Below are 24,332 nucleotides of genomic sequence, written 5' to 3'. Positions count from 1 at the left end.
TCGTTATATAACCCGTTTAACGTCATCCTTTGGTCTTGAATGGCGAGTATTCGCCAAACTTATAATCATTGATTTTCCCCGTTTTTCTGATGAATAACGGGTCACAATTCAGGACAGCTGGGCGGACGCTAAAAGACAAGGGTTATCGTTTGCGCGATTTTCTGCCATAATCGCGCGCCTGAATTTTGGATTCGTTCCTGTTTAGTTTTATCCCTATCCGGGCAGGGACGTTACAGACGCTTTGATATGGCCACAAGCCGTACAGACCACATGAGGACCCACAGGGCACCGATATGACCACTGTTTATACCAACTTATCTTCAGCTCAACTGGTAGAACACGCACTGCAACGCGGCGAAGGCCGTCTGCAAGACACTGGCGCACTGGTTGTGACCACTGGTAAGCGTACTGGTCGTTCTCCAATGGACCGTTTCATTGTTGAAGAGCCAAGCAGCAAAGACGCTATCGATTGGGGCAACATCAACCGCCCATTCGACGCTGACAAATTTGATGCGCTGTGGGAGCGTGTTGAAGAGTATCTGGCTCAGCACGACAGCTTTGTATCGACGGTTCACGTTGGTTCTGATCCGGCTCATTACCTGCCGGTTAAAATGACTACTCAGACTGCATGGCAGAACCTGTTCGGTCGTAACCTGTTTATCCGTCCTGAAAGCTTCAACCCGGCTGATAAAGAAGAGTGGCAGATCCTGAACTGCGCTGGTTTCGAATGTGTACCAGAGCGTGACGGCACTAACTCTGATGGTTGTGTGATTATCAACTTCGCACAACGCAAAGTGCTTCTGGCTGGCATGCGTTACGCGGGCGAAATGAAAAAAGCCATGTTCTCTGTACAGAACTTCCTGTTGCCAGAAAAAGACGTGCTGCCAATGCACTGTTCTGCCAACGTTGGTGAAGATGGCGACACTTGCCTGTTCTTCGGTCTGTCTGGTACTGGTAAAACCACTCTGTCTGCTGACCCAAGCCGTTACCTGATTGGTGACGACGAGCACGGTTGGGGCAAAGGCACGGTATTCAATATCGAAGGTGGCTGCTACGCCAAAACCATCGATCTGTCTAAGAAGAACGAGCCAATCATCTGGGACGCGATTAAGTTCGGCGCCATCGTAGAAAACGTAGTGATCGGTGACGACAACCGTACTGCAGACTACGCCGACACCAGCCTGACTGAAAACGGCCGTTGTGCATACCCACTGGAGCACGTTGAGAAACGCGTACCAGAAAACAAAGGTGGCGAGCCTAAAGCCGTTATCTTCCTGACTTGTGATATGACTGGCGTTCTGCCTCCTGTTTCTATCCTGAGCAAAGAACAGGCTGCATACCACTTCCTGTCTGGCTACACCGCTCTGGTTGGTTCTACTGAGATGGGTGGTTCTAAAGGTCTGAAGTCTACCTTCTCTACCTGTTTCGGCGCACCATTCTTCCCACGTCCGGCGGGTGAATACGCGGAACTGCTGATGAAGCGTGTGACTGAATTCGACTCTCAGGTTTACCTGGTAAACACTGGCTGGACTGGCGGCGCGAACGGTAACGGTGGTGAGCGTTTCTCTATCCCAACGACTCGTGCAGTAATCAGCGCAATCCAGAGCGGTGCTCTGCGTGATGCTGAAACTGAAACTCTGCCAGTATTCGGCTTGAACGTACCTAAGTCTGTCGGCGGCGTTGAAACCAAGCTGCTGAACCCAATCGCAGCCTGGGGCGACGAAGCGGCCTGGACTGAATCTGCTAAGAACCTGGCGGGTCAGTTCGTTGAAAACTTCAAGAAATACGACGTTTCTGAAGGTATTCAAGCTGCAGCGCCTAAGCTGGATTAAGATCGGCTGGACTAATTACAAAAGTAATATAGCCAGTTATTCGTTTTAGCGAATAAAAGAAACCGCGTTCTCTTGCTTAAACAGTAAAGGGAATGCGGTTTTTTATTGCCTGCAATTTTTATCTATTGATGACTCTTGTCTGCTCCCCTTGTCTCTTAATTGACCCCTCTATAAAGTATCGGCTCTCTTTCGCTAAGGAACACAAGGAACGACTATGGCATTTTGGGGCATTCTGATTGGCGTATTATGCATCGCCAGCATCATCGCAATGGGGTTTATCCGCTCGTCACAAAAAATGAAAATCGAGCGTATGCGCAGCGAGTTAGAAGGGCAGGGTAAAAGCCCGGAGGAAATTCGCGGGCGGTTGGACGAAATCACTTATGACTTTCCATCTCAGTTGGTGCCAACCTTAGTAGGCGCGGCGATTTTGTCGTTTGCGGTGGGTGCTTTTAATCAGATCTTTTTCTATGCCGAGCCGGGCTACATTTATCATGTGCGTACCATTACGGGCGAAGAAAAAGTGGTGTCGGATGTGGGTTACAACACCTATTTATTTGGCCGCTATAACGCCTGGAAGCGTGCCATGACGGTTCAGGCCGTTGCTGGTCGTCGTGAGCAACTGGAAGCCGAGAGTGATGATTCCGATGCCAGTGCGACGTTGCCGCCAATGAATATTATGTTCCTCGATCAGGTGGATGCTGATTCAGAAGCTACCGTACGTTTCTCTATTCCTGAAGATCCGGAGTCCTTCCTTAAGCTGGCGCATGAATATCGTTCTCCGGAGAACTTATTACGCACCGCGTTAATTCCAGCATTTAAAGAAACCATTCAGGCAACCGCTTCGTTGATGAGCGCCGAAGAATATTATTCCGGTGGCCGTTCTGAATTTAATTCCGAATTCGAAAATCAGATGTCCAGTGGCATCTATCTGGTGCGTCGTGAAGAACAAATTAAACGCAGCGCTCGCAGAATTAAATCGTCCGCAAATGCCGCACTGGGTGAAAATCAGCAGGAGTACGGCGACGAAACCAAAATCGAATTTGTGGTCAATAAAGTGCTGGATGATGAAGGCACGCCAAGACGTAAAACTCAGAAGTTCACCAACTTTGGCATTACTGTGTTGGACGCTCGTGTCACCGATATGCGCCCGAATACTAAGTTTGTTGAACGTATGCAGCTGAAGCAAAAAGCCTCCGCCGATCGCGCCATTGCACGTGAACAGCGTATTCAGGAAGAAGAGCAGCGCCTGTTAGCCATTGCCAAAGGTGAGCGTGAAGTGGCTCAACGTCAGGCCAAAGCCAAAGTAGAGCAGATTCAGCGTACCACCGAAGCGGAAACCGAAAAACAACTGGCTCTGACCAATGCCCAGAAGCTGAAAGAACAAGCTGAAATTGCCAAAGACACGGCTCAGATTGAACTGGAAAAAGCCCGTATCGAAGCGGAAACCCAGCGTACCTTGGCGGATGCAGAAGCGTATCAGAAAGAAGTGATTCTGAAGGCCGATAACGCGCTGGCACAAAAGCTGGACGCAGAGATCGAAATTCAGAAACTCTGGGCCGAAGCCTTTGCTAAGCGTCAGGTACCAACCAATGTGTTTGGTGGCTCCGGAGCGGGTGGTGCGCCAGTGGGTTCGGACTCTGAAACCAAAGCCTTTATGCAGCTGCTAACCCTGGATGCAGCTAAACGGTTGAACTATAACCGTGAGGTTTCGGATAAGAACTAATCGGATATCCGATTAATAACAGCAGGTATTCTTTGTACACGACGCGCCGCAAGTACGTCCTTGTATGCTCTGCTATCGCATCCCTGCGATAGAAGGTCGTTTAACAAAAATACCTGCCATTATTACGGATTCCTGCATCTCAAATCTCCGTTATACTCCCCTTCCTGTTTTATCGTTTCATCTGTTTTAAGAATTGCCGTTTAAGGTATTAGAAAAATATGTCTGTAGATTCACGAGCCCAGAACTCTCGCCTTCAAAGCATCGGCGCCCGCATTGCTGAAGAGTTATCCATCCGTCCGCAGCAGGTGGCTGCCGCTGTTGCCTTATTAGATGAAGGTGCAACCGTGCCTTTTATCGCTCGTTATCGTAAGGAAGTCACCGGCTCTCTGGATGACGCCCAGCTGCGTATTTTAGAAGAGCGTTTGCGTTATCTGCGTGAAATGGAAGATCGTCGCGATACCATTCTGAAAAGCATTGATGATCAGGGCAAACTCAGTGATGAGCTGAAGCGCGATATTCTCGCCGCCGACACCAAAACCCGCCTGGAAGATTTGTACCTGCCGTACAAACCGAAGCGTCGTACCAAGGGCCAGATTGCCATTGAAGCGGGTCTTGAACCTTTAGCCGAGAAGTTGATTGCTGACCCAACCCTGAATCCGGAAGCGGAAGCTCAGGCATTTCTGAGTGCAGAACATAAAATCGATGACACCAAAGCCGCGCTGGATGGTGCTAAGTACATCCTGATGGAGCGCTTTGCCGAAGATGCCAACCTGCTGGCAAACCTGCGCCGTTTTATGACCAATGAAGCAACGCTGTCGGTTCGAGTGGTGCCAGGTAAAGAAGCCGAAGGGGCTAAGTTCTCCGATTACTTTGAACATGACGAAGTGTTAAAAGGTGTGCCGTCTCACCGTGCGTTAGCGATTCTGCGGGGCCGTAATGAAGGTTTTCTGAGCTTCTCGCTGGTGACAGGTGATCCGGACGACAAGCTATCTGCCAGCCCGTGTGAAAGCATCATTGCCGACCATTTCGGCATCGAAAATCAGGGCCGTGCTGGTGATCGCTGGTTAGCCGAAGTGGTGAAGTGGACCTGGCGTATCAAGTTGCTGACCCATCTGGAAACCGAGTTGATGGGTAATGTGCGTGAAAGTGCCGAAGAGCAGGCGATTAAAGTCTTCGGTGAAAACTTAAAAGATTTATTACTGGCCGCTCCGGCAGGCACCAAAGCGACCATGGGCCTCGACCCGGGTTTGCGTACCGGGGTCAAAGTCGCAGTGGTGGATGCCACCGGTAAGGTGGTGGATCAAGCGACGATTTATCCAACCCCGCCACGTAACGATCTGGCCGGTTCAGCGGCGGTATTAACCGCGTTAATTGCTAAGCACAATGTTGAGTTGATCTCGATTGGTAACGGTACCGGTTCGCGCGAAACCGACAAGTTTGTCGGCGATATGATCAAAGCTCAGCCGGCATTAAAAAATGTGCAGAAGGTGATGGTCAACGAAGCCGGTGCCTCGGTGTACTCCGCCTCTGAGCTGGCGGCCAAAGAATTCCCGGATCTGGATGTAACCATTCGTGGTGCGGTTTCTATCGCGCGTCGCCTGCAGGATCCTCTGGCGGAGCTAGTGAAAATCGAACCCAAGTCCATTGGTGTGGGTCAGTACCAGCACGATGTAAACCAGACACAATTAGCCCGTTCGCTGGATGCGGTGGTGGAAGATTGTGTGAACTCAGTAGGCGTGGATCTGAATACCGCTTCTGCTCCGCTGCTGACTCGTGTGTCCGGTTTAAACACTACGCTGGCCAATAATATCGTCGCTTACCGTGATGAAAACGGCGCATTCCAGTCGCGTTCAGATCTGAAAAAAGTCGCACGTTTAGGGCCAAAGGCATTTGAACAAGCGGCGGGCTTCCTGCGTATTATGAATGGCAAAAACCCATTGGATGCGTCGGCGGTGCACCCAGAGTCGTATCCAGTGGTGAAAAAAATCGCTCATGAATTCAGCAAAGATGTTGCCAGCTTGATTGGCGATTCAGCGACGCTGAAATCGGTAAATGCTGCTTCCTTCTCGGAAGACGGCGTGGGTGAAATCACCGTTAAAGATATTATCGCCGAGCTGGAAAAACCAGGCCGCGATCCGCGTCCGGAATTTAAATTCGCTGAATTTAAAGAAGGCGTAGAAGACATCAAAGACCTGCAACCCAACATGGTGCTCGAAGGTGTGATCACCAACGTTGCTGCTTTTGGAGCATTCGTGGATATCGGTGTGCATCAGGATGGCCTGGTGCATATTTCCGCGCTGTCGGATACGTTTGTGAAAGACCCGCGCGATGTGGTGAAAGCCGGAGACATCGTCAAAGTGAAAGTGATGGAAGTGGATGTACCGCGCAAACGTATTGGCTTGTCGATGCGCATGTCAGACGATGCTAACGAACGCGCCAAAGAAAAAACGCCCGGCGAGCGTAAAGGTGGTAGCCGTCAGGGAAACCGGGGCACTCAGCAGCGCTCATTTGGTGGTAATAACTCTGGCCAGAGTGCCATGGGTGGCGCAATGGCTGCTGCGTTTGCGAACGCGAAGAAAAAATAAACTTGCGAAAATACTCCGATCTGATTGTTTTCCTGTCGCCGCATCTAAGGCACGGCACTTGGCACATCCTTGTGCCTCGCCCTACGGGCAGCTGAGCTGTGCAAAAATGCTATCCTGCATTTTTGTCCCTGTGCTGAAGATGCTCCGCGATATCCTATCGCTGCTGCGGAAAACAATCAGACCGAAGAACTTCTGAGTTCAGGGTGGAGGGGCCTGTTCCATTTATAACCACACGCTGTTCCGGTATTACTCTTACCCGCCTGTCACCTTTGTCCTATAATCCAGCCCGAAACCGATTTTGATACCGAGGCGATTTTGGCCAATACAACTTCTTCATCCAACCTGCAGCAGGCACTGGATACACTCAGCCAGCCGGAAAACCTGTCACTACTGGCGAATATCCAGCGGGGTATCGAAAAAGAAGGATTACGTTGCTCTGATCAGGGTGTGATCAGCCAGAAGCCTCATCCCAAAGGTTTAGGCTCGGCATTAACACACGAAAGCATCACCACCGATTATTCTGAGGCGCTGCTGGAGTTTATTACTCCGGTGTTTAACAGCGCCCATGAAGCATTGGCTTATCTGGAAATTGCTCATCGCTACACCTACAGCCAGCTGGACGGTGAAATGATCTGGCCTAACTCCATGCCGTGTATTCTGCAGGGGGAAATGAGTATTCCAATCGCTCAATACGGCGATTCGAATCTGGGACAACTGAAGCACGTTTACCGTCATGGCTTATGGCATCGTTATGGCCGTATGATGCAATGCATCTCGGGTATTCATTACAACGTGTCGATGCCAAAAGCGCTGTGGCCGGTTCTGTTCGAACTGGAACATCAGCGCCAGCCGGAAGATAAAGAATTACAGGATTATATTTCGGCAAAATATTTTGGCCTGATCCGCAACTTTCGTCGTTATTCCTGGTTATTGTTTTATCTGTTTGGTGCTTCTCCGGCCTTGTGTGAGTCCTTCCTTGATGGCCAGCCTAATGATCTGGAAAAGCTAAAACAGCACACGCTTCATCTGCCTTATGCAACATCACTGCGTATGAGTGATCTGGGTTATCAGAACAGTGCTCAGTCGGATCTGATTGTGTGTTACAACACCCTCGACAACTACGTGAAAACACTGGGCAAGGCCGTGAGTGAGCCGGTTGCGGCTTACGATGACATTGGCCTACAAGACGAACATGGCCACTACAAACAGCTGAACACTAACCTGCTGCAAATCGAAAATGAATATTACAGTGATATTCGTCCAAAGCGGGTTTCACGCAATGGTGAAAAGCCACTGGAAGCGTTGGCCAATGACGGTGTGGAATATATCGAAGTACGCAGTACCGATTTAAACCCGTTTATGCCATTGGGCCTGGACGTGCCGCAGCTGCAGTTTATGGATGTATTTGTCAGCTGGTGTTTATTGCAGGGCAGCGATGACATTGATGATGCTGAATACAATCGCATTCAGAACAACCAGCAAAAAGCCGTGATGGAAGGCCGTAAACCTGGCTTGATGTTAGAGCGTGGTGATGATGAAGTTTCCTTGCAGCAATGGGGAATGGACATCATCGAAGAGATGCGTGAGCTGGCTTCTTTGATGGATAAGGCACGTGGTCATACATTCCATATTGATGCGCTGAATCAGCAAAAGCTGAAGTTAGCAGACAGCTCATTAACGCCGTCGGCTCAGGTGCTGACAGCGATGCAGGAACAGGATGTGGAATTCTCTGAACTGACGCGTCAGCTGGCACAGCAGCATCGTAAAACACTGTCGGAACCTCTGGGCAAAGAGGTGATGGCGTTATGGAAAAATAAAGCAGAGATGTCACTGCAGCAGCAGGCGGATCTGGAAGCCAATGATGATGTGTCATTCGCAGAATATCTGAACGGCTATCTGCAACGCTGAGTATAAAAAAGGGCAGGGATATTTCCTTGCCCTTTGTCGTTTAAGTGCTTAGTTCTGCACGACATTCAATTCTGTACAAGCTCAGTTCTGAACTACAAAGTTACTGAAATACAAATCATCTACGGATGGCATCCCCTCCAGCTGTGTCATAACAGCACGCACCTCATCCAGGCAAACCTTGCGCAGTGATTCCCGCCCTTTGGAGCTATTCATGGTTTCAGGCTCCTGCGCCGACATTAACAACACCAGATTATTGCGAATGTATGGCTTATGTTGAGTGACCATGGCGGCAGCTTCACCGCTGCTGACTTTCAACGAGACTTCCGTTCGCAGGTATTTCATACGGCCACTACTGCCATAGTTCACCACAAACGCGGGCTCCAGATGAATGTATCGCGCAGACGACACAGGAGCTGCGGCTTCTTCACCTTCGGCATAACTGGCCGTCGCAATCAGCATCAATAATACGCTGCAAACAATGCGTAGCATGGATATCTCCTATTAAACAGTTCGGTTAAATTGGCCACTCAATCATGTGCAAAACTTTACGTCTGTATTGATCTTAGACCAGATAACGGAGTTCGCTGCCTGTGTTAGACTCGAATCGTCTTAATAACAATGATCATTCATGGAGCATGCTGTGTCTCTTACACCCAATGGTAATTGGTTTACGAATCCACAATGGTTGCACTGGGGTTACCTGGCGGGCTTTTTAACCTGTGTTGGTTTGATGGCTGCCGCGTTTTATTTTGAATATGTGCTGTACCTTGATCCTTGCCCGCTGTGTATGACTCAGCGCTTAGGCACCGTGATGATTGGTGTTGGATTTTTGCTGGCGTTCTTAAGCCGCAATACACGTTGGCCGCTGTTGTTCGCGCTGTTATTCACATTAGCAGCCGCTGTTTTTTCTACCTGGGTTGCTGATCACCAGATCTGGATGCAGGGCTTGCCCAAAGAGGAAGTCCCCGCCTGTGGACCGAGTATGAACTATCTGATCGAGACGTTACCGTTAACCGATCTGTTGAGTGTGATGCTGAATGGCGATGGTAACTGCGCAGAAATCGTCTGGAGTTTATGGGGCATGAGCATGCCGGAATGGACCCGCATTTGTTTTATTGGGTTTGTATTGGCTGCCGTGTATGCCATTTTTCACACCATCAAACAGCGTTTTATGGTACGCAACTAACGCGTGTATCCCGCCTTTTCTGGTGGACAGCAGGCAGTGCTTGTCCACCACTTTTCTTAAATTCTCCTGACAAGCACACCCGGCTGTTAATGCAAGTCAAAAAAGTGAAAAAAGCTGCTTGCTTCAGGCTTTTTATCGCGCATATAGTTTTCATCAAGCTATAAAAAACAGCCTGCCCGGCTGTGACAGGATCAGGAGAGAATCCGATGTTAGAGAACTGCAAAACAGCCCACGAACGTTGGGGCGGTGTTCATAAAATGATTGATAACTGGCTGAGTGAACGCCAGCAACTCATTGTGTTGTACTGCAACCTGTCGGCCAGTAAGCCGTTATCAGCCGACGACCCATTAGGCCCAAATATCAGTCGCTTTTGCCAGGTTATGATTGATTATTGTTCGGCGGGTCATTTTGAGATTTACGAGCAACTGATCAACGAAGCCAAAGAGTATGATGACGGTGGTGTTGAGCTGGCCAAAGAGTTGGTTCCACAGCTGGATAAGTTAACCGGACAGTGCGTCGACTTTAACGATACCTACGATCAGGATTGTGCGTTTGAGCAGCTGGCCAAATTACCAGCGGATTTATCGTCCATTGGTGAAGTCCTGGAAGAACGCTTTGAGCTGGAAGATCAGCTGATTGAGCGTTTGCATAATGTGCATAAAGATCTGGTTGCTGAAGAAGTCTGATCTCAGCTTTACCAATCCCTCCGCGAAGCCCTGATAAACGGTCTACACTAAGAGTAACTTTTGCTACCGCCATTTATCAGGGACGACATCTATGTCTTTGCTGACCCGCAGTTTGATTCTTGCCTCCGCCTTCCTTCTCAGCGCCTGCGATGATGCTAAAGCGCCTGAAAAAATCGAAGAGGTGGCCGTACAGGGATCCTATTCCATTCGTTTATCTCCCGACGGTAATCAGGCCATGGTAGGCAGCCTGCATCATGGTGGCAGCCTGTGGACACTGGCACCACTGGAACGCCGTTATGACTGGAACCATCAGGCCGAAGGCTACAGCAATATCCTCACCAGTGCGTTCTCTCCGGATGGCAACTTTATCGCCACGGCTGATAACCGCACTATTGTACTGTGGGATAACAACAGTGGTGAGGCGGTATGGTTCTGGAATGCACCGGGAGATATTGAAGATATTGCGCTGACTGCCGATGGCAACCTGGCTCTGCTGGCGATGCAGGATTACACTGCCACGTTATTTGATATCAAGAATGGTGGCATCCGTCAGCGCCTGGCACACGATGGCATTGTCTACGATGTCAGCATTGCTGAAGACGGTGTGTTAGCGGCTTCGGGCAGTGACGACTCCAGCGCCCGGATCTGGAATCTGGATACAGGTAAGTCGATACATACACTGGCACATAATAACCAGGTAAGAACGGTTCAGTTATCCGATGATGGACGTTTGTTGTTTACTTCGGCATTTGGTGAAAGCGGCAAAATCTGGGATGCCCGTTCGGGTCAGTTGCTGAAAGAAATTGCTCAGGTGCGCGGTCACTATAGTGCAGCACGTTTTGTAAACGGTGGTGGACAACTGATTACCGGCGGCAGCTCGGGAAAAATCGAGCTATGGAATGTGAACAACGGTGAGCGCCAACAGGTATGGCGAGCAGAACCCCGGGACAAATGGGTAAGCAATAATGTTCAGGTTGAGGATGTTGCCCGTTCAAACGGCAGCTGGGTCGCCGCCGGTTCAAACGGATTGGTGTATTACCTGAAATAAGGGATGTGACTGTTGGTCAGCGTATGCTGTCCAGTTGCTTGGTGCGATCATTCATCAGCTGCTGAACATTAGCGGCATCGTCCATCATCTGACTGAGTTGTTCTGGCTGAACGGTCATTGGCAGCGGAATGCCTGGGGTACTTTCTTTATCCGCCTTTGCTTTTTCTTCAGGTTCTTTTTTCGGCAACTTCACACTGCGGATAACATTCGCTGCGGTATCCACACTCACCACCTGAGCAACGACACCTTCGGGTACTTCATCACCAAAATGCCACAGACCATTTTCGTCTTGCCACTTCATGTATTGTTGTCGGGTTTTTTCAGAAGACAAAATATCAACCGGTTGTTCCGGCCCAAACGCCATCAGTGGCTTGCCATCGCGGCCTTTAATAAAATAGGGAGCCGCCATGGCAACGACCAAAATTACCAGCATCATGCCAATTTTTAACTTCATTTTTCAATCCTTGAGGCCTGTTTCTCAGCACTTGAGTATACCTTATGCTTTACTTAGAGAAAGTTGTTATCTCCACTGAATAACGAACATAAATGTTGGTATTCAGTTATCGACTTACGGACACAGAAAAAACGGAAGACCAGTGAGTAACGAAACATCAAACAACAACTCTGTCAGCCATAACCCTTTCCGGCCTCATGCTCGCGTGGTGGGTATGACGGCGCCTGTGCGGGTGATGATTGCTAATGCGAAAGGTGGCTGTGGTAAAACCACACTGGCAACCAATGTCGCCAGCCATTTTGCGCATGGTGGTGAGTTAACTGCCATGATTGATTATGACCCTCAAGGCTCATCAATGGATTGGCTGGCAGCGCGCGATGTTCACCTGCCAACCATCACTGGAGTGGCGGCCTACCAAAAACATGCGCCGCAAACCTCAACCAAAAGTTGGGCGCTGCGTGTACCAGCGAACACTTCCCGTGTGGTAATCGACACGCCAGCCGGGCTTGCGGGCAATGTCTTATCGGACCTGATTCAGCAGTCGGATATGTTGTTAATTCCGGTTATTCCTTCGGCGATTGATATCCGTGCGGCAACCGGGTTTATTCGTGATGTGTTGTTGTCACGCTCTTATCGTATGAACCCGAAGCCGATTGCTGTGATTGCTAATCGGGTTCGCAAAAATACACTGATATACGGCAAGCTGGAAAAGTTTTTAAACAGCTTACAGATCCCTTTTATTACTGCACTCCGTGATACTCAGTTTTATGTGCGTGCCAGCGAACACGGCTTAGGGATTGTGGATTTTGATCAGAAAGACAAAAAAGATATTGCTGAATGGCAACCTTTGATTGAGTGGATAGATCAAACCATTCATGAGTTGCGACAATCTCAACAAGCCAGCCAATAAATTCATCGAAAAGACATAGATGAATTTTTTCGAACTCGTATAATGCCGCTACCTGATTCTGTTTCTTCCTGAGGATATTCCTATGCCAGCACGTAAGACTGCCGCAAAAAAGCCTGTTGCTAAAAAAGCACCTGTCCGTAAAACAGCTGCTAAAACTGTCGCTAAGAAAACGGTCGCTAAAAAAGCGCCGGTAAAAAAAGTGGCTGCGAAGAAGCCAGCTGTTAAGCGTGTTGCACTGACTACTGTACAGCAGTTACAAAAAGACATTGCTGCGCTGCAGGTAAAACTGGAGAAGGCCCAAGCGAAAGAACTGACGGATGCAGAAAAAGCGGTTGCTAAAGCAACGACTGCTCAGGAACGTGCGAATACTAAAGTGGCTAAAGCAACAGAAGCCAAAGCAAAAGTAGCCGCGAAGGTTAAAGTGAAGAAAACTCCGGCAGCAGTTCGTCAGCTGGATAATGCCAAGGCCAAGCTTGAAGTTGCTAAAGAAGAAAAAGCAGCAGCTCGCGAAGTACTGGTCTCTGCAAAAGAAACGCTGAAAGTTCAGAAAGCAGCTGACAAGCAACGTACCGCTCTGGCGAAAATCGTAGCCAAGTTCGAAGCTGAGCAGGAAAAAGCACAAGCAAAAGCAGAAAAAGCTGCGGCGAAGAAAGCACCGGCTAAAAAGGTAGCCGCGAAGCCAACTACTGAAAAAGCTAAACCAGCAACTAAGAAAGCAGCAACCAAAACTGCAGCAAAAAAAGCTCCGGCTAAAGCAGCTGAAAAGAAAGCACCAGCTAAGAAAGCCGCAGCTAAGCCAGCGGCAAAAAAAGCTGTAACCAAAACTGCGGCTAAAAAAGCCCCAGCAAAAGCGGCCGAGAAAAAAGTAGCGGAAAAGAAAGCGCCGGCTAAAAAGCCAGCAGCCAAGAAAGCCGCAGAGAAACCAGCCGCTAAAAAAGCGGTTGCTAAGAAGCCTGCTGCTAAAAAGGTAGCACCCAAGAAGCCAGTAGCGAAAAAAGAAGCGGCACCAAAAACCGTTGAAGCGCCAGCAGCTGTGGAAGAAACCAAAGTAGTTGACGCGCCAGTAGCAGCAACTCCGGTTGAAGCACCTAAAGCCGAAGCTCCGGCAGTTGAAGCAGCACCTGCTGTTGAAGAGGTAAAAGCAGCCGTGGTTGAACCAGCGGTGGAAGCGGCTCCTCAAACTGAAGAAAAATCAGCTGAAGAGAAGCCAGCAGAAGAAAACGCTGAAGGTTCCAGCCTGTTTGGTGCTAACTAAGCAAAGCGGAAACGATCTACTGGCTGATTAATAAGTCGGCCAGTTGTTGAAAAAGAGGCCCCAAGGCCTCTTTTTTTATGTCTGCTGTTTGATCAGGCCCAGTTTGACGGCATGCGGTTTGACCCAGCCTGACCTGGCTAAACAGGTTCTCTAACACTTGTTGAGAACTAAAAGCCTGGCAGGTTAGCCCGGTGTGCAACAAGTACAGCTGATGCAGAGCAATCTGCTCGGCTCGTATTTCATCTTTCTGAATCTGTTGACGCAACGCCAGTTGCTCCGCAGAAGCATTATCTTTGCTGATGGCTTTTCGTGTTGCACGTAACGCCCAGACCACCTGCTGACGCCATGTAAAATAACCATCTAGCTGTGAATGGCTCAGTTGCCAGGGTTGTCCTTGCTGACCCAGCCACAACGCCGTCAGCACCAACAAGGTGTCCTGTTGATAATCATTTTGTAGCTTCAACAATAATTCCTGCACGTCTTTGCTGGCATAAAACGCCAGAGCAAAGCTCCACAGTGGGTTATCATCGACTTCTGTGGCACACTGCGCCGCCATTGTTGTGGTCCTTTCTTTAATTTGTAGCGTTATGATCGAATTTAATCAGGTTTCTCTCCAGCGCGGTACTCAGCCGCTGTTAAAACAAGCGGATCTGCGTGTCCACGACGGTCAGAAGTTGGCGTTGATTGGCCCCAATGGCGCGGGTAAATCCAGCCTGTTTGCATTGTTAAATGGCGAGCTGCAAATTGATGGCGGTGAGTTATACATTCCATCGAAGTGGCGTATCTCACACATGCGCCAGGAAGTGGAAGCCAGTGAACGTTCAGCGCTGGATTACGCGATGGATGGTGACAGTGAATACCGTCGTATCGAAGCCGGTATCAGCAACGCCAAAGACGATAACGACCTGGCGCATTGGCTCGATCAGATGGATCAGAACAAAGGTTATGAAGTGCCGGTTAAGGCGGAGCAGCTGTTACATGGCTTAGGCTTTTCCCAGGATGATTTAACACGCCCGGTGCAGGATTTCTCCGGTGGCTGGCGTATTCGTTTGAACCTAGCTCAGGCGCTGATGATGCCGTCTGACCTGATGTTACTCGACGAACCGACTAACCACTTAGATTTAGAAGCAACCTTGTGGTTGGAGCAGTGGCTGAAGAATTATCCCGGCACGCTGTTATTTATTTCCCACGATCGTGATTTTATCGACGGCGTTGCCGACCATATCGTTCACTTACACCAACAGCAGCTCACCGTGTATCCGGGTAACTATTCAGCGTATGAACGTATTCGTGCGGAAAAGCTGGCGCAACAACAAACCGTGTATGAAAAGCAGCAAACCCGGGTAAAAGAAATTGAAGCCTTTGTCACGCGCTTTAAGGCCAAGGCCAGTAAAGCCAAACAAGCACAAAGCCGCTTAAAAGAATTACAACGTATGGAGCTGATTGCTCCGGCGCATGTGGATTCGCCGTTCCGTTTTGAATTTCCCTGTTATGAAAAAATGTCGTCGCCGTTGTTGGCGATTGATCATGCTGACTTGGGTTATGTATCTGGTAATGAGAAGACCACCATTCTGCCACAGGTAAAAATATCTCTGGTACCGGGTCACCGTATTGGTTTGTTAGGCCCTAATGGCGCAGGTAAATCGACGCTGTTAAAAAACCTGTGTCGAGATATTGAGATGCTGAATGGCGAACGCAGCGAAGGTGAACACCTGCGTTTGGGTTACTTCGCTCAGCATCAGCTGGAATCACTCGATGTAAAAGCCTCCGGTGCACTGATCCTGCAACGTCTGAAACCACAAGCGTCTGAACAGGAGATCCGTAACTTTCTCGGTGGTTTTGGTTTCCACGGTGATAAAGCACTGGAAGTGATTGAACCGTTTTCCGGTGGGGAAAAAGCACGCCTGGCATTGGCCTGTGTTGCCTGGGAAAAACCCAACTTATTAATTCTCGATGAGCCAACCAACCACTTGGATATCGAGATGCGTGAAGCGTTAACCGTGGCGCTGCAAAACTTCGAAGGCGCAATTTTAATCGTCAGCCACGATCGTCACTTATTAAAAGCCACCGTGGATGAATACTGGCTGGTGGACCACGGTAAGGTACAAGAGTTTGATGGCGATTTGGATGACTATCACACGTACTTGCAGCAACGTGATGAGAAGATTGCTGCAAGTGACTCTGCCAGCTCTGAAGAAGAAAAGCCTGCTGAAGTAAAAGTTGATCGCAAAGAACAAAAACGTCTGGAAGCTGAGCGTCGTCAGCGTTTAGCGCCATTGCGTAAAAAACAACAAGCCGCCGAGAAGCAGATGGAAAAGCTGCAAACTCAGTTGGATACCATCGAAGAAAAAATGTCGGACACCGATTTATATTCCGACAGTCGCAAAGACGAACTGCAACAGCTGTTAACTCAGCAAGGCGATTTAAAATCTCAGCTGGAAGAGATTGAGATAGAGTGGATGGAGCTGACTGAACAGCTGGAGGAGGCGGAGTAAAGGTCGGAGTCCGAGGTTAAGATCATTTAACAAGCCTTAAATCTGAATTGGCATTTAATGATAGATTGATTGATAATGTTTTTTTGTTAGGAGTTGTACAGTAAAAACGTAAAGGAGCTATGTTTGCGATTTATATTTGTCGATGCAGAAAATATCGGCCTCAGGGCAGTTGAATCCATCACTGCATCTGTCTCTGACAAGGTCTTTGTTTTCTCAAAAAATGACGCTGTGAAGGCCGTTTGTGAGAGAAATTTATTTCTTTATATTTCCAGCTATCCATCAGGCTCTAACCAAGCCGATTTTTATATTATTGGCAATTTAGTTGGGATGATCGCATCGCTTACGGAGCAACAACGAGAGGCCAGCCAGTTCATTCTCTATTCGCAAGATAATTCACTGGTGACGGCTTTCGAGTTTCAATGCAAGCTCCGTAGCATTAAGCATGATATTGCACTAAAGCCAAAAACCCAGATTCAAGTGCAGCCTAAGTCGCAAAAAACAGATTCTTCAACGACTCCGAAAATATTAGAGCAAAGAGTTTATGAATGTTTCAAAACAGAGCAAACAACAGAGTCTGTTCGCAAAAAACTGAAACAACCAAAACCCGACTTTACCAGAGCGCTCAACTCTTTAATCAAAGCTAATAAAATTCAGCGTGGATCAAAAAGTAAGAAAACATGGGTTCATGCCAACGCCGTGTGAACACGCCTCCTGATGTTTGGAAACGGCCTCTTAACGAATAAAAAACTCAACCGGAACAGCCATGGTTAACGGATCTCCCGGGACTGCTTCAGGCGGTGGTGGCAGTGGTTCGGCACGTTTCACCAGCGCCACAACTTCCCGGTCGAGGGCGTTATAGCCGCTGGCACGATACAACTTAGCCTCCAGCACTTTTCCTTGTCGATCCATCGTGAACTGAACCCAGGGTACGCCTTGTTGTTGGCGCATTCGGGCCGCTCGAGGGTAACGTTTACGACGTTCGAGGTGAGCTTGCAGGCGATTCTGCCAACTCATTTCGGCTTGCACCTGCTGCTCGTTCAGGGCTCCTTGTTGCGGTGCAGATGCCACTTCAGCTTCGCGTGTTTCCATGGTCAGTGGCGCGCTGCTTTGTTCTACAAACTGTTCTCCACTGGCATCACCACTGTTGTTTTGTTGTTGTGCTGGTTGCTGATTTTCTTCCGGAGTTTCTTCCGCCTTTTCCGGTGTTTCCAGTTCTTCCTGATCCTGCGGTAATACAATTTCGGATTGGGTTGCTTCGACTTTTACCTGCTTTTCCTGGGTTTTCTGCACCTTGGCCTGGCTGCGCACTTGTGGCGGCGGCGATGACTGTTGCTGTTGTTGGTCTATCGGTAGTTCGGTAGCTGGAGCAACGGGGGCTGCCACCATACTGATTTCAAACACCTGTGGTGCAGCCGCAGGTGCCAATGTCCGTGACGATTCCGGTTGCCACCAGAAATAAAAGGCCAGCGCAGCATGGAGAAATACGGCTCCCGCTAAGGCGCTGATCCAGCCCAGGTGTCGTTTGTATGAAGCCTCATGCTGAAGCCCGGCCAATGGTGTCATGGTGTGGTGTTGTCCGTTTGTAGCTGCTCCAGACCGACCAGCGCCACCTTGTGGTATCCGGCTTTCCCAAGCAGATTCATCACTTCCATCAGCTCACCGTATTCCAGTTTACGATCAGCCCGCAGAAAAATGGTCTGATCCGGGCCACTAGTTTGCGCCTGCAATGCGGTAGCTAATTGCTCGTGGCTGACTTGCTGTTTTTCACCCAGCGTCAGGGTCAGATCTTTTTGTACCGTGAGATACAAAGGTTTATTTTCCGCAGGCTGTTTGGGGGCTTCGCTAGTGGGTAAATTGACCGGCACACTCACCGTCGCCAGTGGCGCCGCCACCATAAAGATGATCAGCAATACCAGCATCACATCAATAAAGGGGGTGACGTTGATATCGTGCTGTTCGAGTAATTCATCGCCAGCATTGTCGCTCAGATTAAATGCCATCAGCCAGCTTCCTGAAGGCTGTTTAATTCAGCATTAAGTGTTCTGGCCTGAGGGTGATCACGATCCAGGTCACGGCTGATCAGAATCAACACGGCTGTGACGATATCAGCTTGTTGAGCGCGGTAGACCGCAATCGCACGGGAAAAATGGTTATAAATAACAACCGCAGGAATGGCGGCAACCAGACCAATTGCGGTTGCCAACAGAGCTTCAGCAATACCCGGAGCAACCACCGCAAGATTGGTGGTCTGGGTTTGGGCAATACCAATAAAGCTGTTCATAATTCCCCATACGGTACCAAATAAACCCACAAACGGAGCCACCGAGCCAATGGTGGCAAGAATTCCGGTACCCTGATTCATAGCGCTGGTCAGCGACGCCTGTACCCGTTCCAGGCGAGCCGCTACGCGTTCTTTTAAACCGTCGTCAGAGGTTGGGCCTGCGGCGGACAGATTCAGCTCATGTTGTGTGGCCTGTACCAGCAGCAGGCTATTACCATACTGCTTGTCTGAACCGGTTGTTGTCAGCGCCTGGGCAAAACTGCCTGCCTGTGTCAGTTGTTGCAGTAGTCGCGTGCTTTTACGGCGTGCTGATTTCAGTTGCACGGTTTTGAATAACCACACCGCCCAGGTCAGCAGGGATGCCACTAACAAACCAATCATCACGGTTTTTACCACCACATCGGCAGCCTGATACATCCCCCAGGGTGATAAGTCGTGTCCGGCAAAGGCAGAGTCTTTGATGTTTGCCGTTGTTGATTCTGCGGCAGGGTCTGAGACCTCAGTATCAGGTTGCTCGGCTACAACAACTCCAGCTACAACAGCCCCTGAGGCTGGAGTTACCTCAGTCTCTGCTGCTGCGGACAAACACAGATTATTGAGAGTCAGCAGCCAGGTCAGCAACAGGGCGCGGGTTATCATGTATTTTCCTCAAATCAAATGGTTAGATCGCGGCTGCGGTGTCAGTAACCGGAGCCAATAATTGTTCAACGTTAGCGCGGGCAAAAGAGAATGCTTGTTTGGCGCCCTCTAACGCCTCAAGGCGTTGTGATTCGGACAGCTCAAGTGCGTCCAGCGCTTCTTTAAATTGCTTCCAGTACAAGCCGCGACCGCTGCTGTGTCCGGCTAAATGCCGGGCGCCAAATTCTTCAGATAAACCCAGGTCCTTTTTGGCCAGTCGCAGCAGAATAGCGGCACCCAGGTTTGAGCCTTCGACTGTGTATAGCCAGCCCAGCGCGATATACGGGTTGTCGATAACAATGGTGCTGGCTGCTGACTGGTCCTGACTCAGTTCATCGCTGGATATTTTAAAGTCCTGGCAGTCGCGGATAACATCATCAGAGCGGTCGCGTTGCTCAAGATCCGGCAACCAATCCTGAACATTTTCATCATGGAACCAGGGAGCAATAGCCTGGTGTAAACGCGACTGGGTGCGCAAAAAACGGGAATATCGACCGAGATCGGTAAAGGGATCCAGAGACATGATGCGTTTATCCAGGCTCTCATGGGTGCTGGTCGTGCCTTCCTTTAACCAGATTGATAAGGGTTGCTCAGCTAACCGCTGCTGTTCGTGTGACGGTTGCTGTTCGGCAGATTGTTTCTGGCTGGTCATTCGTTTTCTCTGATTCAGTGAGGTTAAAACTGATGCAGTTGAAAAAAGTATGCATCTGATACTAATGACGAATGAGATTCAGATTCACTCATCTGTTGTGATGAAAAAAATCCGCCGTTGACCTTTGACGGGTTAGTCAGGTAACTTGGCGCCCTATCTTACTATTAATGATAATGAATATCATTTAGAATCACTCGCCTTCTGAATTTATCTATGAGGTTCTGAACAGTGCCGAGTCCTTCATCCGGAGAGTCCGGATTTGACAAACTGTATCAGGAGCACCATGAATGGTTGGTGCGTTGGATAAGCCAACGTGCACCAAGCTCCGAACACGCTAGGGATTTGGCACAAGATACATTTCTGCGTTTGCTTAATCGTCCTGCTGTGCCGGATGTGCTGCACAGCCCGCGTGCCTGGCTGGCGAAAATTGCTGGTAATCTGGCGGTTGACCAGCTGCGCCGACAGCGGCTGGAAAAAAACTATCTCGAGTTGCTGGCCGCTCTTCCTGAGGCCGAGCATCCATCACCTGAATTTCAACTGGAGCTGCTGCAGATTCTGGATCAGATTGATCGTCTGTTGGATGGTTTGCGTCCGGTTGAGAAAACCGCATTTTTGATGGCACGTCTGGATGGTATGGCTTACAAGGCTATCGCTGCCGAACTGGATGTGAGTTTGTCATCCGTCGAAAAATACATCGCTAAAGCCATGTTGTGTTGTTATAACGCCACCTATGGTGAAGCTTAAGCTTGTTGGTGTGAAAGAAGTGGGCATTACATTGCTTCAGGCAAAACCGGAGAGTCGCCATGGTCAATGAAACACAGGCAACGGCTGTGCAAGCCGTACCGGAATCGGTTGTCCGTCAGGCCATTGCCTGGCGCATTCGTCTCGGGTCTGATGACGTGGATGAATCAGATGTACTGGCTTGTGATCATTGGCGCCGCTCCGATACAACGCACGAATTGGCCTGGCAACGGCTTGATCACATGGAAGCGCCATTGAAGCAAGTCAAAGCTCCTGGTCTGACAAAAACCCTGATGCAAACGGATGCTGATTGTCGTCGTTTGAGCCGTCGTCAGGCACTGCGCAATCTTGGCGGCGGTGTGCTCAGTGTGGTGGCTTTAGGGTTGATGGCACAGCATCAGGGGGTGTGGCAACGTTTGCGCGCAGATTTCAGCAGTGGCGCAGAGCGTAGTCAGTTTACGTTGAGTGATCGCAGTGAGTTGTGGTTAAACAATCATTCTGCTGTTGAGCTGGATTTCAACGATAAACATCGTCAGATCCGACTAACCCGAGGTGAGATGCATCTTGTCAGTGCCATTGACCCGCGTCCGCTGGAAATTGAGTTACCACAAGCGGTATTACAGGCCCAACATGGACAGTTTACGGTTCGGCGTGACGCAGAGCATAGTTTGCTGCAGGTGAACCAGGGGCAGGTTGCCATGCATCATAAATACACCGGGCAAAGTACACACATTCAGGCTGGTCAGGTGATGCGGCTGTTTGAACACAATGTGGAAGCGGTCGATGCCGGGCGGTTTGACTACGGTGCCTGGGTGAATGGTGTTCTTGCGGTTCGGGATATGCCGCTGTCGGAATTGCTCGGGGAATTGGCGCGTTACCGTAATGGTTATCTTCGTTGTGATCCGGCGTTAGCTGATTTCCTGGTGTCTGGCGTTTATCAGTTACGTGATACTGATCTGGTGCTGCAAACACTTGCTCGTTCGGCGGCGGCCGAAGTAACGTATCTGACTCCATGGTGGGTCAATATCACGCCACGACAAGTATCCTGATTTCGACGCTTTAAAATAAATAAAAAAAATTATCATTTCGTTTACGGGTTTTATTATTTCATTCGGCTAATAGGTTAAATCGATCAATCGAGGAAACCTGTTTCATGCCGACCCGAGTCGCCCCCCGCCTTCTGGCAGGATTATTGAGCTGTTGTTTAGCATGCTCAACCCTTGCCGTTGCTCACACAGCTGTCGCAGCGGATAACCGTGCTGCACCTGCTCTTAATCTTGAGTTGGCAGCAGGCAACCTGGCGGTGGCTCTGAATCAGCTGTCACGCCAGGCTGGTGTGACTTTGTCCTATCAGCAAAGGCAGGTGCAGGGGTTTTCCGTTGATTCCGTGTCAGGCTTGCTCAGCGTTGAGCAAGCGCTGACGACGCTGCTGAATGGCACGGGTTTGCATGCGGTACCTGTGGGTGAGATGGCCTGGTTAATCGAACCCCACGATCAGCAAGACCTTAAGGTTTTGGGTGCCATTCAGGTGCAGAGCCGTGACAGTGCGGTGACTGATCAGGTGTTCCGCGAAGCGGCATCGGTGAGCATCATCACCCGTGATCAGATCGAGCGTTTCCGTGGTACCAGCATTGGCGATATTTTCCAGGGAACTCCCGGAGTGCTGGTTAGCGAAAACCGCAATTCTGGTGGCCTGGATGTCAATATTCGCGGTATGCAGGGCCTGGGGCGAGTACCGGTGATCGTCGATGGCAGCCGCCAGGAGACCACCGTGTATCGTGGTTATTCCGGCGTTTCCAGCCGCAGTTATATCGACCCGGACCTGGTCGGCAAAATCCGAATCGATAAAGGCCCGGTGATGAGTGCTGATGGCACGGGCGCTACCGGTGGTGTGGTTAGTGTCAATACGCTGGCCGCTGAAGATGTGGTGCAACCGGGTGAGTTATCTGGACTGCGGCTGCGTATCAGCGGCATTGGTAATAATTCTGCTGCACCGGATCCTGGTACCTATGCTGGCTATTATGTTGCCCGCAGTACTTATCGTTCCGATTGCCGCTTCGCCGTTTATTGTGAAGACAAATACCTGATGCCAGAGCGCTTTGCGCCAGAGCATGGCATGGATCGACCCGGGCTGCTTGAGTTTGGTGGTTATGCTGCCAGCCTGGCCGGCGCTTACCGGTTTGATTGGGGTGATCTGGTGGCTGCGTATGCCCAACGTGACCAGGGAAACTATTACGCCGGTGCGCACGGTCCATCTCCGGAGGTTACCATCGGCGAAGCGACACAGCGAGCCTGGTACAAAGAAACCCCAGTCTCCTGGGATGGTGCTTCGCCTATTCGTGCGGGTGAGCGTGTACCCAATAGCAATCTCGCCAGTCAGTCACTGTTATTGAAAAGCCAGCTGGTATTGCCCAGTGATCAGAGCCTGGATCTGAGTTATCTGCGTTACGACAGTCAATATGGCGAAATGATGCCGTCACAAGCCACCGGCAAAGGGTTTGGCTGGACGCGTCAGTGGCTTGATAGTGAAGTACGCAACCATACTTATACTGCTCGTTATCGGTATCAGCCAGTGGATAACGACCTGATCGATGTTAAATGGAATACCTGGCACACCGACGGTGTCACCGAGCTCAACACCCCTGGTGTTTTCACGGTTGATCTGGCAAGCAATACGCATCGAATCGATGACTATCAACGTTGGGGGACCGACCTCAGTAACCGCATGCGGTTTTATCCTATGGGCGAGTTGCGGCTGGACTATGGCCTGGCTATTCAGCTGGAAGATATGGATACCGATACGCCACAACAGCAGGGAGGCTTTTATGGCGGTTCACGCAAAGGGTCGCGTGAAGAGTACAGCGCCTTTGTCGCTGCTGAATGGCAGCCACTACCGCAATGGACCTTGACCGCCGGAATACGCCATACCCGTTTCCACTCTAAAGATGATAATGCCCAACAACTGGACACCCTGGCTCCGGATTGCCGCCCGGATGGTAATGGCGGCTGTTTACCCATCAAGTTTGAAAATGATGATGCGGGTAACGCCCCTGTAATTGCACTCAGCTGGGAGCCATTGGCTGGCTTGCAGTTTTACCTGCGGCGTGCCGAAGCCCTACGTATGCCCAGTCTGTTTGAAGGTACCTCCGGGTGGTCGGTCAGCCCGGCGCTGGATGTTCCTCTTAAAGGTGAACATGCCACGAATAAAGAAGTGGGTTTCAATTACCTCAATCATAATGTCTTTGATTGGCAGCATCAGCTGCGTTTTAAGTTGGCCTATTTCCGTAATCATGTTGATGATTATCTGACCCGAACTCATATTAATGCCTTTGAAGAGAAGCGGCATGGTGATGATCGCTTCCGCTTGCGCAATATCGATAGCCTGGATCTGCATGGCTGGGAAATGAATATCGGCTACGATGCTCAATCGTGGTTGATTGAACTGAGTGGCACCCGCTATCGCCATATCGAGATCTGTAACCTTGCCAGTGACGTGCGTTATTACTGTACCGACTGGGGTCTGCGCGACAGTTATTTCAATAATATGATCCCGCCTAACTGGCACGCCTCGTTGCATCTGGGGAGTCGCTGGTTATCACAAAAGCTGGATTTGGGTGTGCGTGGCACCTTTATGGGTGAGCGTAATTCGCTACCAAAGCACAACGCTGACCCTGGTTTTCTGCGGCCCGTCCCCTGGCATGCCTACACCTTGTGGGATGTGTACGCCAACTACTCGTTTACTGACAACATCGCGATGGATTTCACCGTCGACAACATCACTGACCGTTATTACCTCGATGCCCTGGGTCTTGGCCTGGTACCGGCTCCCGGCCGCACAGCCAGGCTCAGCCTGACCTTACAGTTTTAAATAATAGAATTATCAACCATGGAGAAACAC

General features: G+C 49.9%; 21 protein-coding genes. 14 read left to right on the top strand and 7 right to left on the bottom strand.

The window, feature by feature from the left end:
• Positions 1-293: 293 nt before the first annotated feature.
• From KFF03_RS17345 to gshA, 4 genes are all read left to right on the top strand, one after another.
• Entirely contained in the window at positions 294-1,832 is a 1,539-nt protein-coding gene (locus KFF03_RS17345; protein ID WP_255858179.1) for a phosphoenolpyruvate carboxykinase, read from the top strand.
• A gap of 214 nt (positions 1,833-2,046) precedes the next feature.
• Positions 2,047-3,555 (top strand): SPFH domain-containing protein, encoded by a 1,509-nt coding sequence (locus KFF03_RS17340; RefSeq protein ID WP_255858178.1) that lies wholly within the window; start codon positions 2,047-2,049, stop codon positions 3,553-3,555.
• Positions 3,556-3,773: 218 nt separating this feature from the next.
• Positions 3,774-6,140, top strand: coding sequence for a Tex family protein (locus KFF03_RS17335; RefSeq protein WP_255858177.1), 2,367 nt, complete (start codon positions 3,774-3,776; stop codon positions 6,138-6,140).
• Between the two features lie 315 nt (positions 6,141-6,455).
• Positions 6,456-8,048, top strand: a complete 1,593-nt coding sequence (gene gshA / locus KFF03_RS17330; RefSeq protein ID WP_255858176.1) for a glutamate--cysteine ligase — start codon at positions 6,456-6,458, stop codon at positions 8,046-8,048.
• A gap of 81 nt (positions 8,049-8,129) precedes the next feature.
• Here the strand turns inward: gshA and KFF03_RS17325 are convergent, their stop codons facing one another.
• Positions 8,130-8,537 (bottom strand): flagellar basal body-associated FliL family protein, encoded by a 408-nt coding sequence (locus tag KFF03_RS17325; protein WP_255858175.1) that lies wholly within the window; start codon positions 8,535-8,537, stop codon positions 8,130-8,132.
• 151 nt (positions 8,538-8,688) lie between these two features.
• Here KFF03_RS17325 and KFF03_RS17320 point away from each other — a divergent pair, with 151 nt between their 5' ends.
• The 3 genes from KFF03_RS17320 to KFF03_RS17310 all read left to right on the top strand — a co-directional run bounded on the left by KFF03_RS17320 (position 8,689) and on the right by KFF03_RS17310 (position 10,968).
• Positions 8,689-9,234, top strand: a complete 546-nt coding sequence (locus KFF03_RS17320) for a disulfide bond formation protein B (protein ID WP_255858174.1) — start codon at positions 8,689-8,691, stop codon at positions 9,232-9,234.
• Positions 9,235-9,440: 206 nt separating this feature from the next.
• Entirely contained in the window at positions 9,441-9,920 is a 480-nt protein-coding gene (gene rsd, locus KFF03_RS17315) for a sigma D regulator (RefSeq protein WP_255858173.1), read from the top strand.
• A gap of 91 nt (positions 9,921-10,011) precedes the next feature.
• Positions 10,012-10,968: a WD40 repeat domain-containing protein gene (locus KFF03_RS17310; RefSeq protein ID WP_255858172.1), complete on the top strand. Its 957-nt coding sequence runs from the start codon at positions 10,012-10,014 to the stop codon at positions 10,966-10,968.
• 16 nt (positions 10,969-10,984) lie between these two features.
• Here KFF03_RS17310 and KFF03_RS17305 read toward each other — a convergent pair whose 3' ends face one another.
• Entirely contained in the window at positions 10,985-11,422 is a 438-nt protein-coding gene (locus KFF03_RS17305; protein ID WP_255858171.1) for a hypothetical protein, read from the bottom strand.
• 142 nt (positions 11,423-11,564) lie between these two features.
• Between KFF03_RS17305 and KFF03_RS17300 the strand changes: the two genes are divergently transcribed.
• Entirely contained in the window at positions 11,565-12,332 is a 768-nt protein-coding gene (locus KFF03_RS17300; protein WP_255858170.1) for a ParA family protein, read from the top strand.
• A gap of 82 nt (positions 12,333-12,414) precedes the next feature.
• Positions 12,415-13,587: a hypothetical protein gene (locus KFF03_RS17295; protein ID WP_255858169.1), complete on the top strand. Its 1,173-nt coding sequence runs from the start codon at positions 12,415-12,417 to the stop codon at positions 13,585-13,587.
• Positions 13,588-13,603: 16 nt separating this feature from the next.
• Here the strand turns inward: KFF03_RS17295 and KFF03_RS17290 are convergent, their stop codons facing one another.
• A complete protein-coding gene (locus KFF03_RS17290) occupies positions 13,604-14,143 on the bottom strand; it encodes a TIGR02444 family protein (protein ID WP_255858168.1) in 540 nt (179 codons plus the stop codon).
• Positions 14,144-14,174: 31 nt separating this feature from the next.
• Between KFF03_RS17290 and KFF03_RS17285 the strand changes: the two genes are divergently transcribed.
• Together KFF03_RS17285 and KFF03_RS17280 are read left to right on the top strand one after the other, a co-directional pair.
• On the top strand, positions 14,175-16,082 hold the full coding sequence (locus tag KFF03_RS17285; protein WP_255858167.1) for an ATP-binding cassette domain-containing protein: 1,908 nt from the start codon (positions 14,175-14,177) through the stop codon (positions 16,080-16,082).
• 123 nt (positions 16,083-16,205) lie between these two features.
• Positions 16,206-16,784: a hypothetical protein gene (locus KFF03_RS17280; protein ID WP_255858166.1), complete on the top strand. Its 579-nt coding sequence runs from the start codon at positions 16,206-16,208 to the stop codon at positions 16,782-16,784.
• A gap of 30 nt (positions 16,785-16,814) precedes the next feature.
• Here KFF03_RS17280 and KFF03_RS17275 read toward each other — a convergent pair whose 3' ends face one another.
• Genes KFF03_RS17275 through KFF03_RS17260 form a run of 4 tightly spaced genes read right to left on the bottom strand, consistent with a single transcriptional unit; the run spans position 16,815 to position 19,693 of the window.
• A complete protein-coding gene (locus KFF03_RS17275) occupies positions 16,815-17,645 on the bottom strand; it encodes an energy transducer TonB (RefSeq protein WP_255858165.1) in 831 nt (276 codons plus the stop codon).
• Entirely contained in the window at positions 17,642-18,082 is a 441-nt protein-coding gene (gene exbD, locus KFF03_RS17270) for a TonB system transport protein ExbD (RefSeq protein ID WP_255858164.1), read from the bottom strand. The genes KFF03_RS17275 and exbD overlap by 4 nt, the downstream gene beginning before the upstream one ends.
• Positions 18,082-19,002: a tonB-system energizer ExbB gene (gene exbB, locus KFF03_RS17265; protein WP_255858163.1), complete on the bottom strand. Its 921-nt coding sequence runs from the start codon at positions 19,000-19,002 to the stop codon at positions 18,082-18,084. Before exbB ends, exbD begins: the two co-directional genes overlap by 1 nt.
• Positions 19,003-19,024: 22 nt before the next feature.
• Positions 19,025-19,693: a biliverdin-producing heme oxygenase gene (locus KFF03_RS17260; RefSeq protein WP_255858162.1), complete on the bottom strand. Its 669-nt coding sequence runs from the start codon at positions 19,691-19,693 to the stop codon at positions 19,025-19,027.
• Between the two features lie 228 nt (positions 19,694-19,921).
• On the opposite strand from KFF03_RS17260, the gene KFF03_RS17255 reads away from it, so the two are divergent.
• The 3 genes from KFF03_RS17255 (at position 19,922) to KFF03_RS17245 (ending at position 24,302) form a co-directional block, all read left to right on the top strand.
• Complete coding sequence (locus KFF03_RS17255; RefSeq protein ID WP_255858161.1) at positions 19,922-20,437, top strand: sigma-70 family RNA polymerase sigma factor; 516 nt, start codon at positions 19,922-19,924, stop codon at positions 20,435-20,437.
• Between the two features lie 59 nt (positions 20,438-20,496).
• On the top strand, positions 20,497-21,483 hold the full coding sequence (locus tag KFF03_RS17250) for a FecR domain-containing protein (RefSeq protein WP_255858160.1): 987 nt from the start codon (positions 20,497-20,499) through the stop codon (positions 21,481-21,483).
• 104 nt (positions 21,484-21,587) lie between these two features.
• Complete coding sequence (locus KFF03_RS17245) at positions 21,588-24,302, top strand: TonB-dependent receptor (RefSeq protein WP_255858159.1); 2,715 nt, start codon at positions 21,588-21,590, stop codon at positions 24,300-24,302.
• Positions 24,303-24,332 lie beyond the last annotated feature (30 nt).

It is taken from the genome of Bacterioplanoides sp. SCSIO 12839, from assembly GCF_024397975.1.
Lineage (GTDB): Bacteria > Pseudomonadota > Gammaproteobacteria > Pseudomonadales > Oceanobacteraceae > Bacterioplanoides.
Note: the sequence above shows the minus strand (reverse complement) of the source record. Positions and strands in the feature narration are given on the sequence as shown.

Excerpts from the sequence above, each read along its gene's own strand:
- KFF03_RS17325 (WP_255858175.1), bottom strand. The coding sequence starts at position 8,537 with ATGCTACGCATTGTTTGCAGCGTATTATTGATGCTGATTGCGACGGCC.
- KFF03_RS17345 (WP_255858179.1), top strand. The coding sequence starts at position 294 with ATGACCACTGTTTATACCAACTTATCTTCAGCTCAACTGGTAGAACAC.
- KFF03_RS17250 (WP_255858160.1), top strand. The coding sequence starts at position 20,497 with ATGGTCAATGAAACACAGGCAACGGCTGTGCAAGCCGTACCGGAATCG.
- KFF03_RS17305 (WP_255858171.1), bottom strand. The coding sequence starts at position 11,422 with ATGAAGTTAAAAATTGGCATGATGCTGGTAATTTTGGTCGTTGCCATG.
- KFF03_RS17295 (WP_255858169.1), top strand. The coding sequence starts at position 12,415 with ATGCCAGCACGTAAGACTGCCGCAAAAAAGCCTGTTGCTAAAAAAGCA.
- KFF03_RS17340 (WP_255858178.1), top strand. The coding sequence starts at position 2,047 with ATGGCATTTTGGGGCATTCTGATTGGCGTATTATGCATCGCCAGCATC.
- KFF03_RS17245 (WP_255858159.1), top strand. The coding sequence starts at position 21,588 with ATGCCGACCCGAGTCGCCCCCCGCCTTCTGGCAGGATTATTGAGCTGT.
- exbD (WP_255858164.1), bottom strand. The coding sequence starts at position 18,082 with ATGGCATTTAATCTGAGCGACAATGCTGGCGATGAATTACTCGAACAG.
- rsd (WP_255858173.1), top strand. The coding sequence starts at position 9,441 with ATGTTAGAGAACTGCAAAACAGCCCACGAACGTTGGGGCGGTGTTCAT.
- KFF03_RS17290 (WP_255858168.1), bottom strand. The coding sequence starts at position 14,143 with ATGGCGGCGCAGTGTGCCACAGAAGTCGATGATAACCCACTGTGGAGC.
- KFF03_RS17260 (WP_255858162.1), bottom strand. The coding sequence starts at position 19,693 with ATGACCAGCCAGAAACAATCTGCCGAACAGCAACCGTCACACGAACAG.
- KFF03_RS17335 (WP_255858177.1), top strand. The coding sequence starts at position 3,774 with ATGTCTGTAGATTCACGAGCCCAGAACTCTCGCCTTCAAAGCATCGGC.
- KFF03_RS17310 (WP_255858172.1), top strand. The coding sequence starts at position 10,012 with ATGTCTTTGCTGACCCGCAGTTTGATTCTTGCCTCCGCCTTCCTTCTC.
- exbB (WP_255858163.1), bottom strand. The coding sequence starts at position 19,002 with ATGATAACCCGCGCCCTGTTGCTGACCTGGCTGCTGACTCTCAATAAT.
- KFF03_RS17285 (WP_255858167.1), top strand. The coding sequence starts at position 14,175 with ATGATCGAATTTAATCAGGTTTCTCTCCAGCGCGGTACTCAGCCGCTG.
- KFF03_RS17275 (WP_255858165.1), bottom strand. The coding sequence starts at position 17,645 with ATGACACCATTGGCCGGGCTTCAGCATGAGGCTTCATACAAACGACAC.